This is a genomic window from Streptomyces sp. NBC_00236, assembly GCF_036195045.1.
Classification (GTDB): domain Bacteria; phylum Actinomycetota; class Actinomycetes; order Streptomycetales; family Streptomycetaceae; genus Streptomyces.
Genome location: NZ_CP108100.1, coordinates 6315641 through 6330236 on the forward strand (window position 1 = coordinate 6315641; position 14596 = coordinate 6330236).

Below are 14596 nucleotides of genomic sequence, written 5' to 3' on the forward strand. Positions count from 1 at the left end.
GCCGGGGCCCTTCGGTATGTGCGGGCCCTACAGCCAGCCCGCGAACTCCAGCGTCACTTCGCCCTCCTGGTGACGCCCGGCCGCCAGCGCCCGGGTGCCCGACTCCACCGCACGGAACAGCGTCCAGCCGTGCAGCCGCTCCCGGTCCACGTCCAGGGCGTCCGCGAGCTTCTTGATCCTGCGCCGGGCGGTCATCGCGCCGCCGGGCGAGGCGATCAGGTCCTCGACGCGGTCCCGCACCAGCCGCGCCAGATCGTAGGCGCGCTCGCCGACCACCGGCTCGGGGCCGACCGTCAGCCAGGGTGCGCGTTCGCCGGAGAGCACCTTGCTCTGCCGGAAGTTGCCGTGCAGCAACAGGGTCTCGGGGGACTGGGCGACCAGTTCCTCGCGTGCCGCCAGGGCCGCCGAGACGAGGGGCTCCAGGGCGGGGTCGTCCGCCGCCGAGGCCCGCATGGCGTCGATGCGCAGCCCGGTCCGCACGGTGACCGTCTCGAAAGCGTGTTCCGGGGGCGGCTCGACCCAGAGCCGCCGCACCGTTCCGGCCGCCTCCAGCAGCGCCTTCGCCTCCGGGAGCGAGCGCAGCGACACCTCGGGATGGAGGCGTTCCAGCAGCAGCGCACCACCACCCGCCGTCTCCGCCGCCTCGTCGGGGGCCGCGATCAGCTGGACCGCGCCCCAGCCGTTCCAGTGCGCCAGCGCCGCACGTTCGAGCTCCGGGGCCGCCCCGGCGGGGGCCAGCTTCAGCGCTGCCGGGGTGCCGTCGGTGTCCCGTACCAGCAGGACCAGGCTGCTGCGCCCGCCCGGGGCGGCGACCCGTTCTACGGTCATCTCCCGCCCGGTCGCGGCCAGTGCCTGCTCGGTCAGCCCGGGTAGCCCCGTGAGCCATTCCCCGGCGGCCGTATCCCCGTACGACTCGCCGAGCGCTCGCACCAGACGCTGCGGCGGTTCAAAACCCATACGTGCCGTGTTCCCTTTCAGAGCCTGCTTCAGTGCGTCGAGCCGGTTCCGGCCTGCGCGTCGGACCCGGCCTTCGCGCGGGCCCCGGTCGTCTCGTCCCGTGCACCGGTCCCTTCGGTACGGGACCCGTCCGCGGCCCGCTCGGCGAGCCCGGGAAAGGGTACGCCGCTGCCGCGCCAGCGGACCGCGCGCACCGCGGCCTCCCGCAGGGCGTCCGCCGCCGAGCGGCGCAACGGCCCCTCACAGGCCCGTACGAGGTCGGAGTAGACCTCCGCGACCCGGTCCTCCAGCACGGCGGCCAGGCGCACCGCCGCGGCGGCGTCCGGTACCGCGAACGGCAGAGCGTACGCGGGACCCGCGGCCACCGGTTCACCGCCCAGGTCACGCACCGTGCGCACCAGCGCGTCGCGCCGGGCGCGGTGGGCGTGATGCGCGGCGGTGGCCTCGGCGCGGCGGTCCGCGGCGACCCGGCCGCCGGCCACCCCGTAGCCGTACACGGCCGCGTGTTCGGCGGCCAGCGCCGCCTGTGCGGCCTCCAGCGTCCCGTCCTCGCTCATGCCTTCGTCTCCTTGGCCAGTTCGGTCAGCAGATAGGCGTGGGCCGAGGCCGCCGCCGCGACCGACGCGAGCAGCCGGGCCAGTTCCGGCGGAGCCTTCATCAGTGCCTCGGTGTGCGAGGCCGCCGCCCGGCGCTCCGCGGCGGCCAGGTCCCGGACCGCAGCCCGGGCGTCACGGGCGGCGGGCGGGGTCCGGAGATGGCCGCGCGCGTCGCCGGGGCCGAGGGCCCTGATGTGGGCGCGGACGGCGTCCCACAGCGGAGTGAGTTCGGCCGCGGTCGCCGGATGGGCCCGCACGACGGTCTCGTACTGGACGGCCAGCGAGGTGCTCACGCCGTGGGCCTGTGTCCGCAGCGAGGTCTCGGCCCGCTCCGCCGCCGGGCGGCCGGCCGCGGTCCGTGCGGATCCCTTGCGCCCGGCGCTCTCGTCGTCCCCGCCGCTGCCGCAGCCGGCCAGCACCGCCCCCATGGCGATCGCTCCCGTCGCGGTCAGCGCGCCCCTGCGCGTCGTCCCCGTGCGCCGCACCTTTTCTCCTTCGGGCCTGGACCTGTCTTGACTGGATCTGTCCGGAAGTGATCACGCGTTGGCGAGCGTACCCGCGCCCCGGGGGCCGGCGGACAGCAACACCCCCTGGGACCGGATACCCTTTGACCAGACACGCGACGATCCCCACAACAGCACACGCGGCCGAGGAGTCACCCGGATGAGCACCACCCAGAGCGACAAGCTGCGCGGGCTGGTCGAACCGCTCGTCAGCGCCGAGCAGCTGGATCTGGAAGAGATCGAAGTGTCCCGGGCCGGCCGTCGCCGGGTGCTGCGCGTCATCGTGGACTCCGAGGAGGGCGTGGAGCTCGACGCCTGCGCGGATCTGAGCCGCGCGATCTCCGCCAAGCTCGACGAGACCGACGTGATGGGCGAGGACGAGTACGTCCTGGAGGTCAGCTCTCCCGGTGCCGACCGCCCGCTGACGGAGCACCGCCACTACGTACGTGCCACGGGCCGCCTGGCCAGGCTGACGCTCAACGAGGGCGGCGAGCTGATGGCCCGCATCCTCGAGGTCGACGAAGAGGGCCTCGATCTCGAGGTGCCGGGCGTCAAGGGCCGCAAGCCCACGTCCCGCCGGATCGCCTTCGACGAGATCGCCAAGGCGCGCGTGGAGCTGGAATTCAACCGCAAGGACAAGAAGGAAGAGGAGGCGTAGCCGTGGACATCGATGTGAAGCTTCTGAAGGGCTTGGCGCAGGACAAGGAGATCCCGTTCGACGTGCTCGTCGAGGCGATCGAGTCGGCCCTCCTCATCGCGTACCACCGTACGGACGGCAGCCACCGCAGGGCGCGTGTGGAGCTGGACGAGCGCGGCCACGTGACCGTGTGGGCCAAGGAGGACCCGGCCGACCTCGAGGAGGGCCAGGAGCCCAAGGAGTTCGACGACACCCCGTCGGGCTTCGGCCGGATCGCCGCCACCACCGCCAAGCAGGTCATCCTGCAGCGTCTGCGCGACGCCGAGGACGACCGGACGTTCGGCGAGTACGCGGGCCACGAGGGCGATGTCGTGACCGGCGTCGTCCAGCAGGGCAAGGACCCGAAGAACGTCCTGGTCGACATCGGCAAGCTGGAGGCCATCCTGCCGGTGCAGGAGCAGGTGCCGGGCGAGGAGTACACCCACGGCCTGCGGCTGCGCACCTATGTCGTCCGCGTCGCCAAGGGTGTCCGCGGTCCGTCCGTGACGCTGTCGCGGACCCACCCCAACCTCGTGAAGAAGCTCTTCGCGCTGGAGGTCCCGGAGATCGCCGACGGTTCCGTCGAGATCTGCGCGATCGCCCGCGAGGCCGGCCACCGTTCCAAGATCGCCGTCCGCTCCACCCGCTCCGGTCTGAACGCCAAGGGCGCCTGCATCGGTCCGATGGGCGGACGTGTGCGCAATGTCATGGCCGAGCTGCACGGCGAGAAGATCGACATCGTGGACTGGTCGGACGATCCGGCCGAGATGGTCGCCAACGCGCTGTCGCCCGCACGGGTGAGCGAGGTCGAGGTCGTTGACCTCGGCGCGCGCTCCGCCCGGGTCACCGTGCCCGACTACCAGCTGTCGCTGGCGATCGGCAAGGAAGGGCAGAACGCCCGCCTCGCCGCCCGTCTGACGGGCTGGCGCATCGACATCCGCCCGGACACCGAGACCGACGCCGAGCGCGACGTGGCGGACCGTGAGCGAGCCGAGCGGGCCCGGGAGCGCTCCGAGCGGCGCTGACCCGACGACGGTCCCGAAGGCCCGCCGGACCTTGTCCGGACCGGGCCCGGCGGGGACGAACCGGACCGGGTCCGGCGGGACGACAAGGAATAGATCCAGGCGGCACGCCGCTGAGATCACGACAACATCCGTTCGATTTTTGCCCCAAAGGGGTGAGGTCGGTACGGGGAGGTAGACTTAAACGTGTCTGGCCGGACGCACGCCCGCGCTTGCCCCGAGCGAACCTGTGTGGGATGCCGGGAGCGGGCGGCCAAGAGCGAGCTGCTGCGCATCGTGGTGGACGGGGATGCATGCCTCCCTGATCCGCGCGGTACGCTGCCCGGCCGGGGTGCATATGTACACCCCGTCTCCGTCTGTCTGGACCTGGCGGTTCGCCGCCGGGCCTTCCCCCGGGCCTTCAAGGCCAAGGGGCCGTTCGACTCCGCTGCGGTGCAGCGGTTCGTCGAGCGGGTGACACCGTAAGAAATTGAACGGCACGGGTCCCCGTGCGGTCAGGTACCTCGCGAGTTGGAAGTAGGTCGAGATTGCGATGAGCACTCGATGAGTACGCGATGAGTACGCCCATGAAGTAGCGACGGTCCGGCGGTAACCCGGACCTAAAAGGAGCGAAGTGGCTAAGGTCCGGGTATACGAACTCGCCAAGGAGTTCGGGGTTGAGAGCAAGGTCGTCATGGCCAAGCTCCAAGAACTCGGTGAATTCGTACGTTCGGCGTCCTCGACGATCGAGGCGCCGGTTGTACGCAAGTTGACTGACGCACTGCAGGGGCCCGGCGGCAACGCCGGCAAGTCCGCTGCAAAGCCTGGCGCGCCCCGTAAGGCCGCCCCTGTGAAGCCCGCAGCGCCCTCCCCGGCCGCTGCGGCACGTCCCGGTGCTCCGAAGCCCGGCGCACCGGCTCCCAAGCCGGCCGCTGCCGAAGCCCCGGCGAGCACCACCCCCGCTGCGCCTTCCGCGCCGTCGGCGGGCCCGCGTCCGGGCCCCAAGCCCGCGCCGAAGGCCGCCCCGGTCACCCCGGTGCCCGCAGCCGAGTTCTCGGCTCCGGCTCCGGCCCAGCCGGCAGCACCGCAGCAGCAGCAGGCCCCGCGTCCCGCGGGTGCCACCCCGGGTCCCCGTCCCGCCGCTTCCCGTCCGGCTCCGGCCGGCGGCCAGCGCGACGGTGGCCGTGACGGTGGTCAGCGTGACGGCGGCCGCGGTGGAGAGCGTGGCGCCGAGCGTCCCGCACGCCCCGCAGGCCAGGGCGCCCCGCGGCCCGGCGGCGCACGTCCGGCGGGTCCCCGTCCGGGCAACAACCCCTTCACCTCCGGTGGCTCGACGGGCATGGCCCGTCCGCAGTCGCCCCGTCCCGGCGGCGCCCCGCGTCCCGGTGGCGGCGCGGAGCGCCCCGGCGCCCCGCGTCCGCAGGGCGGCCCCGGCGGCGCCCCGCGTCCGCAGGGTCAGGGCCAGGGCGGCGCACGTCCGTCTCCGGGCGGCATGCCGCGCCCGCAGGCTCCTCGTCCCGGCGGCGCCCCCGGCGCCGGCGGTAACCGTCCGAACCCGGGCATGATGCCGCAGCGTCCCGCTGCCGGCCCGCGTCCCGGTGGTGGCCCCGGCGGTGGCCGTGGTCCCGGTGGCGGCGGCGGTCGTCCCGGCGGCGGTGGCGGCGCAGGCCGTCCCGGTGGCGGCGGCGGGTTCGCCGGCCGTCCGGCCGGTCCCGGTGGCGGTGGCGGCGGTTTCGCCGGTCGTCCCGGTGGCGGCGGTGGCGGTGGCGGCGCAGGCCGTCCCGGTGGTGGCGGCGGCTTCGGCGGTCGTCCCGGCTTCGGTGGACGTCCCGGCGGCCCCGGTGGCCGTGGTGGCACACAGGGCGCCTTCGGCCGCCCCGGTGGTCCCGCGCGTCGTGGTCGCAAGTCGAAGCGGCAGAGGCGCCAGGAGTACGAGGCCATGCAGGCCCCGTCGGTGGGCGGCGTCATGCTGCCTCGCGGCAACGGACAGGCCGTCCGGCTGTCGCGCGGTGCCTCCCTCACCGACTTCGCCGAGAAGATCAACGCCAACCCGGCGTCGCTCGTCGGCGTGATGATGAACCTCGGCGAGATGGTCACTGCCACGCAGTCCGTCTCCGACGAGACGCTGAAGCTCCTCGCGGACGAGATGAACTTCGTCCTCGAGATCGTCAGCCCCGAGGAGGAGGACCGCGAGCTGCTCGAGTCCTTCGACATCGAGTTCGGCGAGGACGAGGGCGGCGAAGAGGCCCTGGTCTCCCGTCCGCCGGTCGTGACCGTCATGGGTCACGTCGACCACGGTAAGACCCGACTGCTGGACGCGATCCGCAAGACGAACGTCATTGCGGGCGAGGCCGGCGGCATCACGCAGCACATCGGTGCGTACCAGGTCGGCGCCGAGGTCAACGGCGAGGACCGCCGTATCACCTTCATCGACACCCCGGGTCACGAGGCGTTCACCGCCATGCGTGCACGTGGTGCGAAGTCCACCGACATCGCGATCCTCGTGGTGGCGGCGAACGACGGTGTGATGCCCCAGACGATCGAGGCGCTGAACCACGCCAAGGCGGCCGACGTGCCGATCGTGGTCGCGGTCAACAAGATCGACGTCGAGGGTGCGGACCCGACGAAGGTGCGCGGTCAGCTCACCGAGTTCGGTCTGGTGGCCGAGGAGTACGGCGGCGACACGATGTTCGTCGACATCTCCGCCAAGCAGGGCCTCAACATCGAGGCTCTTCTGGAGGCCGTCGTCCTCACCGCCGACGCCTCGCTCGACCTGCGGGCCAACCCGGAGCAGGACGCGCAGGGTATTGCGATCGAGTCCCACCTCGACCGCGGCCGTGGTGCCGTTGCGACCGTTCTGGTCCAGCGAGGCACGCTGCGGGTCGGCGACACGATGGTGGTCGGCGACGCGTACGGCCGAGTCCGCGCGATGCTCGACGACAAGGGCGAGAACGTCGAGGAAGCGGGTCCCTCGACCCCCGTCCTCGTGCTGGGTCTCACCAACGTCCCGGGTGCCGGCGACAACTTCCTGGTCGTCGACGAGGACCGTACGGCCCGTCAGATCGCCGAGAAGCGTGCCGCTCGTGAGCGCAACGCCAACTTCGCCCGCAAGGGTGTCCGGTTCTCCCTGGAGAACCTGGACGAGGCGCTCAAGGCCGGTCTGGTCCAGGAGCTCAACCTCATCATCAAGGGCGACGCGTCCGGTTCGGTGGAGGCTCTCGAGTCCTCGCTGCTCCAGCTCGACGTCGGTGAAGAGGTCGACATCCGGGTCCTGCACCGCGGTGTGGGTGCGGTCACCGAGTCGGACATCGACCTGGCGACCGGCTCCGACGCCATCGTGATCGGCTTCAACGTGCGCGCCGCAGGGCGTGCCGCGCAGATGGCCGACCGCGAAGGTGTGGACGTCCGGTACTACTCGGTCATCTACCAGGCGATCGAAGAGATCGAAGCGGCCCTCAAGGGCATGCTCAAGCCGGAGTACGAAGAGGTCGAGCTCGGCACGGCGGAGATCCGCGAGATCTTCCGCTCGTCCAAGCTGGGCAACATCGCCGGTGTGCTGGTCCGGTCCGGCGAGGTCAAGCGCAACACCAAGGCGCGCCTGCTGCGCGATGGCAAGGTCATCGCGGAGAACCTCAACATCTCCGGTCTGCGCCGCTTCAAGGACGACGTCACCGAGATCCGCGAAGGCTTCGAGGGCGGTATCAACCTCGGAAACTTCAACGACATCAAGATCGACGACGTCATCGCGACGTACGAGATGCGCGAGAAGCCGCGAGGCTGACCCGTACCTCAACAGTCGGGGCCGGTCGACGGGACGTATATCCGTCGATCGGCCCCGGCCGTTCCGTGTACGGTTCTTGTGTCCCTGCCAATCAACGGCGGGGCGCGAACCCGAACCGGCGGGACATCCGGACACACATGTATGTGGGGACACTGTCCTTCGATCTGCTTCTCGGCGACGTACGGTCGCTGAAGGAGAAGCGCTCCATAGTCCGTCCGATCGTTGCCGAGCTCCAGCGCAAGTACGCGGTGAGCGTGGCGGAGACGGGCGGGCAGGACCTCCATCGCAGGGCCGAGATCGGCCTCGCCGTGGTCTCCGGGGAAACCGGACACCTCACAGACGTACTCGACCGGTGCGAGCGGTTGGTCGCCGGCCGGCCGGAGGTGGAGCTGCTGTCCGTACGGCGGCGGCTGCACAGCGACGAAGACGATTGAGTAGGGCCGACCGGGAATCGGGGGGTGGGTGAAGGAGCGGGGCTTGGGTGCGTGCGGCTGCAAGGCGGAGGATTGAGCCATGGCGGAGCCATGGTGATTGACGACAACGCCGCAGACGCGCGTGCCCAGCCCCGCGACGCCGCCCCCGATTCCCGGTCGTCCCAAAGCGAGAAGGAGACGGACCAGTGGCCGACAACGCGCGGGCTAAGAAGCTGGCGGACCTCATCCAGGAGGTGGTCGCCGAGAAACTGCAGCGTGGGATCAAGGACCCCCGCCTGGGTACGCACGTGACCATCACGGACACCCGCGTCACCGGCGACCTGCGGGAGGCCACGGTCTTCTACACGGTCTACGGCGACGACGAGGACCGGGCGAGCGCGGCAGCCGGCCTGGAGAGCGCCAAGGGCATCCTGCGCTCCGCGGTCGGCTCGGCGGCGGGGACGAAGTTCACCCCCACGCTCTCCTTCGTGGCGGACGCGCTGCCGGAGAACGCCAAGGCGATCGAGGACCTCCTCGACCGCGCACGGGCCTCCGACGCCAAGGTGCGCGAGGCGTCCTCGGGCGCCACGTACGCGGGCGACGCGGACCCGTACCGCAAGCCGGAGGACGAGGACGAGGACTCACCTTCCGCATGACGCAGAACAAAACGCCGGACGGTCTGGTCATTGTTGACAAGCCGTCCGGCTTCACTTCGCACGACGTCGTCGCCAAGATGCGCGGCATCGCCCGGACCCGCCGGGTCGGCCACGCCGGCACGCTGGACCCGATGGCGACCGGCGTACTCGTGCTCGGCGTCGAGAAGGCCACCAAGCTCCTCGGCCATCTCGCGCTGACCGAGAAGGAGTACCTCGGTACGATCCGGCTCGGCCAGGACACGGTCACGGACGACGCGGAGGGCGAGATCACCTCGTCCACCGACGCCTCCGGTGTGACCCGCGAGGGCATCGACGCGGGGGTCGCCGCCCTGACCGGCGCCATCATGCAGGTGCCGTCCAAGGTCAGCGCCATCAAGATCGACGGCAAGCGGTCCTACGCACGGGTGCGCGGCGGCGAGGAGTTCGAGATCCCGGCCCGTCCGGTGACGATCTCGTCCTTCCAGGTCTACGACGTCCGCGAGGCGGTGGCCGAGGACGGTACCCCGGTGGTCGACCTGGTCGTCTCGGTGGTCTGTTCCTCCGGCACCTACATCCGGGCCATCGCCCGCGACCTCGGGGCCGGGCTCGGCGTGGGCGGGCATCTGACCGCCCTGCGGCGCACCCGCGTCGGTCCGTACGGTCTCGACGCCGCGCGGACGCTCGACCAGCACCAGGAGGAGCTCGTCGTGATGCCGGTGGCCGAGGCCGCCGACTCGGCGTTCCCCCGCTGGGACGTCGACGAGAGGCGGGCCAAGCTGCTGCTCAACGGCGTGCGGCTCGACATGCCGGCGTATCCGCCGGGTCCGGTCGCGGTCTTCGGGCCCGACGGGACGTTCCTGGTCCTCGTCGAGGAGCAGAAGGGCAAGGCCAAGAGCCTCGCCGTCTTCGCCTGACCCCCGGGGCCCTTCGCGGGCCCCGCCGTGGAGCGGGCACGACCCCTGCGCCCGCTCCACGGCCCCCCACCGGATTCTGTCCGGCGAACGCCCCTGATTCACCCCAACGGGCAGGCGCTCGGAGTGAATCAGGGGTGCAAACGGGGCGCTTTTACCCTGATCGCTCTTCGCGCCGATCACCATCGCCCTACCGTCGGATCATGGGATGCGGGGACCGGGCGACGCTGGTACGACTGTGCGATCCGGCGGGCCGGCCGCGGGGGACGGGATTCGTCGCTGACGGCCGGGGAACGGTGGTGACCAGTCACGAAGCGGTCGACGACCTCCCGTACCTCCTGCTGCACGGCGCGGACGGCCGCAGCTGCCGCGTCGAGGCCCACGACATCACCGCACTGCCGGAACTCGACCTCGCGCTCCTGCCCACCGGCGGACCGGACGCGCTCGGCGTGCCGCCTCTGCCGATCGCCCCTCGGGAGCGGATCGACGCCGGAGCCTATGTGACGATCGCCGCGCACGGCCGGCGCGAGGCGCGCGTCCTCGGCGCGACCGCTGCGACGTACACCGCGGGCGGCCGTACCCACACGATCGGCCGGGCCCTGGAACTGGCCCTCGGCACGGACGGCAGCGATGCGCTCCGGCTCCGTGGCGCGGCCGTCGGCGGGCCCGTGTTCGACCCGGACAGCGGCGCTGTCATCGCGGTCCTGGGCACCGCCCTGCGCACCGGGCACGCCGCCGCCGGCTGCGCGGTGCCGCTGGCCGGACCGGACCGCGACGGCCCGCTGGGCGCGCTGCTGCGGCGCAACGCGATGGACGTACCCGGATACGGCACCGATCTGAACGTGGCGGGTGCGCTCCAGCTCACCGCCATGTCGGTCGGCTCCGCGGGCGGCCCGAGCGCCTGGCCCGACCCGGTGGAACGGCCCGACGCCCTCGCGGAGTTCGACGACTTCGCGGCGGTGGGCCGCGACAGGGACGGGGCGGAACCCGCGGTGGTCCTCGGCCTGGTCGGGGCGCCGGGCACCGGCCGCACCACGGAACTTGCCGCGCTCGCCGCACGAAGGACCCGGGGCCCGGTGCCCGCGCCCACCCTGTGGCTGCGCGGCGCCGATCTGCTGGCCGACGACACCTCCGTGGCCGACGCGATCGCCCGCACGCTCCGGCAGGCCGGGCGCATCGTCACCGCTGCCGGAGCCATGGGTGACATGGCATCCGCCACCCCGGAGCGGGTCGCCGCTCTGGCCGCGGACGCGGGCAGCCCGCTGCTGGTCCTGCTGGACGGCCCCGAGGAGATGCCGCCCGTCCTGGCACACCGGCTGGCCCGGTGGACGGCGGGCTCGGTCGACTGGCTGCGCGCCCACGGGGCCCGCCTGGTCGTCGCCTGCCGGCCCGAGCACTGGGAGACGGCGGGCGCGCTCTGTCCGCCGGACGCGCTGCACCGCCCGGCCCGCCCCGCCAGGCGGCTGCCCTCGGCGGTCCGCATCGGTGACCTGACCGTGGGCCAGGCCGAACGGGCCAGAGAGCGCTACGGCCTTCCGCCCGACGCGCTCGCCGTCGGCCACGACCGGCACCCGCTCACGCTGCGGCTGCTCGCGGAGGTGCGCGGGGCCCTTCCGGCGGGCGCCCCCGGGCGCCCCGACACCGAAGAGGTCTTCGGCGCCCACCTGGACCTCATGTGCCTGCGCATCGCGGTCCGGATCGCCGCCCAAGGGCGTCCCGCACCGCACGGCACGGCGGTGCGGCGGCTGGCGGCGCGGGTGGCGGGCCAGGTCCACGAGGCGGCCCGGCGCTGCCTGGGGCCCGGGCAGGGGGAGCTGGACCGGGCTGCGTTCGAGGAGGTCTTCCCGTGGCGCACGGGCTGGGCCTCGGCGGTGCTGGCGGAGGGCCTGCTGGTCCCGGCGGGAGCGGGCTACCGGTTCGCCCACGAGGAGCTCGGCGACTGGGTCCAGGGGGCGCATCTGGACCTGGACGCGGCGCTGCGGGCACTGGTGCACCGGTGGCATGCGGACCCGGTTGCGGGGGAGGGCGCGGACCGGGTACCGCATCCGCGCCGGCCGGGCGGGCAGGCCACACCTCAGGCGCCCGCGCCCCGGACACCCGCACCTCAGGCGCCCGCGCCCCGGACACCCGCACCTCAGGCGCCCGCGCCCCGGACACCCGCACCTCAGGCGCCCGCGCCCCGGACACCCGCACCTCAGGCGCCCGCGCCCCGGACACCCGCACCTCAGGCGCCCGCGCCCCGGACCCCGGAGCCTCGGGCACCCCAGACACCCGCACCGGAGACACCCGCACCTCAGGCGCCGGTGCCGGAGCAGCCGCACACACTTCCCGTGCCGCGCCACCGGATCGGCCCGGTGATCCAGGCGCTCCTCCTCCTGGGCCGCCGCCAGGGCCCGGCCGCGCTGGCCCACCGGCTGGCCGACCTGATCGAGGCGCTGGACCGGCTGTCGGCGGGGGAGGGGAAGGGGGCACAGACCGTGGAGGGCGACACCGGCGTGCCCTTCCCCGACGCGCGCTGGTGGGCCGGGCATCTGCTGGCGGAGACGCTGTTGCGGGTCCCCGACGCCCGGCCTCACCTCGGGGTGCTCCGGCTGCTCGCCGGGCGCATCGTCCGCAGCTCCGCCGATGCCGGTGGCACCGGTGCGCGGGGTGCGTACGCCGAGTTCGGGCCGTGGTTCTGGCGGCGGCTGCGGCTGCCCGAGGCGGACCGGATGGATCTGTTCCGGCGGCTCGTTCCCGCCGACGGGCCACCGCGCACCGAGACCGACGGCGACGGGGAGCGGTTCCTGGACGCCGTGGCCCGCCGGCTCGCCGCCCATCCGCGTACGCTCCAGCCGCTCCTGTGTGCCTGGTTCGCCGACGAGCGCCCGCTCGCGGCCGACGCGGACGTCGTTCCGCGGCCCACCGTCGCGGCGGCCGCGCAGGCGCTCCTCCACGCCCGCCGGGACCTCGCCGTGGACGACCTGGCCGACGCGCTCGTATCCTCCGGCCACCCCCGCGCCGACGAACTGCTCGCCGCGCTGGCAGAGGACGAACCGGCGGCGCTCTGCCGGGCCGTCGAACGGTGGTCGCGCGACGACGACCGCCGGGCCCGCCGGATCGCCGCGGCTTCGTACGGAGCGCTCGTCGCCCCGCACCTGACCCGGGACGCGGACCGCGCCCTGCTGCGCCGGTCCGCGCTCGCCCTGCTGGCCCGCCCTGCCGACACCGATCTGCACGGTTCCGTGCTCGCCCTGCTCGTGGCCGATCCGCAGACCCGGGACCGCTGTCTGCCGCAAGCCCTCCGGGCCTTCGTCGCGGACGGGCCGCAGGTGTCCGCCGCCGCGCTCGCCGTCGCGCTGCCCACCCATCCCGAGCCGGTGCTGGCCGCGTACCGGGAGCGGCTCGTGCGGCCCGGGGACGGCGCGGGTGAGGTGCTCCGCGCGCTCGCCGGGATCGAAGCCCCCGCGCTGGCGCTGCACACCGCCGGGCTCGTCCGCGCCTACGTCGACAGCCATCCCGGGGACACCACGCACACCGCCGCCTACCTCGACCGCAGGCTGGAGCAGGGGCCCGCCGCCCGGGCGCTGCTGCTTCCCCTGCTGACCGGACTGCTCCGGGACCGGCCGGCGCCCCCGCCGGTCCGGGGTGCGCTCGCCGGGGTTCTCGCCTCACCCGGCAGCCCCGCGTCCCAGCCGTTGCGGGACACCCTGCTGGAGGTGCTGCTGGACTTCGAGCAGAGCGGCGGCCACCGGGACCCGATCGTGCTGGAGGCCCTGCTGCGGGCCGCCGCGACCGGTTGCGGGGGCCGGCCACCGGTCCGCACCCGGGCCCTGGTCCACCGCACCGGGATGCTGCTGCTCCGCACCCCGGAGGGGGCCGGTCTGTTCGACCGGTTGCTGGTCGCACTCGCCCGGGACGTACCCGGGTTCGGCGCCCTGGTCGTCGAGTGGCTGGCCGACGCCCCGCAGGAGTGGGCGGCGGTCATCGGGCCGAGCGCGCGGCGCACGGTGGAGGGGCTCGGGGACGTACCGGGATCCCCGATGACCATGCCGATGCAGGCCGCAGGGCGTGAGCATGGCAGTCTTAGACCTGCGTAAGAGACATACCCACGTACACAGGTTCGGGCGAGGAGCGGTCAGAGTGCAGCGCTGGCGTGGCTTGGAGGACATCCCCCAGGACTGGGGACGCAGCGTCGTCACCATCGGCTCCTACGACGGGGTGCACCGCGGACACCAGCTGATCATCGGCCGGGCCGTCGAGCGGGCCCGCGAGCTGGGGGTGCCGTCCGTCGTCGTGACGTTCGACCCGCATCCCAGCGAGGTCGTCCGCCCCGGCAGCCATCCGCCGCTGCTCGCCCCGCACCACCGCCGTGCGGAACTGATGGCGGAGCTCGGCGTGGACGCCGTGCTGATCCTGCCGTTCACCACCGAGTTCTCGAAGCTCGCTCCGGCCGACTTCATCGTGAAGGTGCTCGTCGACAAGCTGCACGCCCAGCTGGTCATCGAGGGCCCCAACTTCCGGTTCGGTCACAAGGCCGCCGGGAACGTGCAGTTGCTCACCGAGTTCGGTGACACCTACGACTACCGCGTCGAGGTCATCGACCTGCGGGTGCGTGGCGAGGCCGGCGGCGGTGAGCCGTTCTCCTCGACCCTGACCCGGCGCCTGGTGGCCGAGGGGGACGTGGCCGGAGCCGCGGAGATCCTCGGCCGTCCGCACCGCGTGGAGGGCATCGTCGTCCGCGGGGCGCAGCGCGGGCGTGAACTCGGCTTCCCCACCGCGAACGTGGAGACCCTGCCGCACACCGCCATCCCGGCAGACGGCGTGTACGCGGGCTGGCTGCATGTGGACGGCGAGGCGATGCCCGCCGCGATCTCGGTCGGCACCAACCCGCAGTTCGACGGCACCGAGCGGACGGTGGAGGCGTACGCGATCGACCGCGTCGGCCTCGACCTGTACGGCCTGCACGTCGCCGTGGACTTCCTCGCGTACGTACGCGGCATGCTGAAGTTCGACTCGATCGACGATCTGCTCGTGGCGATGGCCGCCGATGTGAAGCGGTGCAGCGAGCTGATCTCCGCGTACGGCCGGGGCTGACGGCCTTCACGGCTCCGGCCGGGACCGCATGACCGCGGTCCCGGCCG

The 14596-nt window shown here is 73.2% G+C and carries 12 protein-coding genes; 9 read left to right on the plus strand and 3 right to left on the minus strand.

Annotation, left to right across the window (positions count from 1 at the left end):
* Positions 1 to 27: 27 nt before the first annotated feature.
* The 3 genes from OG446_RS28365 to OG446_RS28375 are packed head-to-tail and all read right to left on the minus strand — an operon-like array spanning position 28 to position 2038.
* A complete protein-coding gene (locus OG446_RS28365; RefSeq protein WP_328896667.1) occupies positions 28 to 957 on the minus strand; it encodes an aminoglycoside phosphotransferase family protein in 930 nt (309 codons plus the stop codon).
* A gap of 29 nt (positions 958 to 986) precedes the next feature.
* A complete protein-coding gene (locus OG446_RS28370) occupies positions 987 to 1514 on the minus strand; it encodes a ferritin-like domain-containing protein (RefSeq protein ID WP_328896668.1) in 528 nt (175 codons plus the stop codon).
* On the minus strand, positions 1511 to 2038 hold the full coding sequence (locus tag OG446_RS28375) for a hypothetical protein (RefSeq protein ID WP_328896669.1): 528 nt from the start codon (positions 2036 to 2038) through the stop codon (positions 1511 to 1513). The genes OG446_RS28370 and OG446_RS28375 overlap by 4 nt, the downstream gene beginning before the upstream one ends.
* A 178-nt stretch (positions 2039 to 2216) precedes the next feature.
* Between OG446_RS28375 and rimP the strand changes: the two genes are divergently transcribed.
* The 9 genes from rimP to OG446_RS28420 all read left to right on the plus strand — a co-directional run bounded on the left by rimP (position 2217) and on the right by OG446_RS28420 (position 14549).
* Positions 2217 to 2714, plus strand: coding sequence for a ribosome maturation factor RimP (gene rimP, locus OG446_RS28380; protein ID WP_328896670.1), 498 nt, complete (start codon positions 2217 to 2219; stop codon positions 2712 to 2714).
* Positions 2715 to 2716: 2 nt separating this feature from the next.
* Positions 2717 to 3757: a transcription termination factor NusA gene (gene nusA / locus OG446_RS28385; RefSeq protein ID WP_219571906.1), complete on the plus strand. Its 1041-nt coding sequence runs from the start codon at positions 2717 to 2719 to the stop codon at positions 3755 to 3757.
* A gap of 183 nt (positions 3758 to 3940) precedes the next feature.
* On the plus strand, positions 3941 to 4219 hold the full coding sequence (locus tag OG446_RS28390) for a YlxR family protein (protein ID WP_328896671.1): 279 nt from the start codon (positions 3941 to 3943) through the stop codon (positions 4217 to 4219).
* A gap of 148 nt (positions 4220 to 4367) precedes the next feature.
* Positions 4368 to 7514, plus strand: coding sequence for a translation initiation factor IF-2 (infB, locus tag OG446_RS28395; RefSeq protein ID WP_328896672.1), 3147 nt, complete (start codon positions 4368 to 4370; stop codon positions 7512 to 7514).
* A gap of 137 nt (positions 7515 to 7651) precedes the next feature.
* Positions 7652 to 7948, plus strand: a complete 297-nt coding sequence (locus tag OG446_RS28400) for a DUF503 domain-containing protein (protein WP_136329549.1) — start codon at positions 7652 to 7654, stop codon at positions 7946 to 7948.
* Between the two features lie 185 nt (positions 7949 to 8133).
* Positions 8134 to 8583 (plus strand): 30S ribosome-binding factor RbfA, encoded by a 450-nt coding sequence (rbfA, locus tag OG446_RS28405; RefSeq protein ID WP_326657547.1) that lies wholly within the window; start codon positions 8134 to 8136, stop codon positions 8581 to 8583.
* Positions 8580 to 9476 carry a tRNA pseudouridine(55) synthase TruB gene (gene truB / locus OG446_RS28410; RefSeq protein WP_328896673.1) on the plus strand — a complete coding sequence of 299 codons (897 nt, stop codon included), beginning with the start codon at positions 8580 to 8582 and terminating at the stop codon, positions 9474 to 9476. Before rbfA ends, truB begins: the two co-directional genes overlap by 4 nt.
* A gap of 200 nt (positions 9477 to 9676) precedes the next feature.
* Complete coding sequence (locus tag OG446_RS28415; RefSeq protein WP_328896674.1) at positions 9677 to 13552, plus strand: trypsin-like peptidase domain-containing protein; 3876 nt, start codon at positions 9677 to 9679, stop codon at positions 13550 to 13552.
* A 43-nt stretch (positions 13553 to 13595) separates the two neighbouring features.
* Positions 13596 to 14549, plus strand: coding sequence for a bifunctional riboflavin kinase/FAD synthetase (locus tag OG446_RS28420; RefSeq protein WP_328896675.1), 954 nt, complete (start codon positions 13596 to 13598; stop codon positions 14547 to 14549).
* The last annotated feature ends 47 nt before the right edge of the window (positions 14550 to 14596 follow it).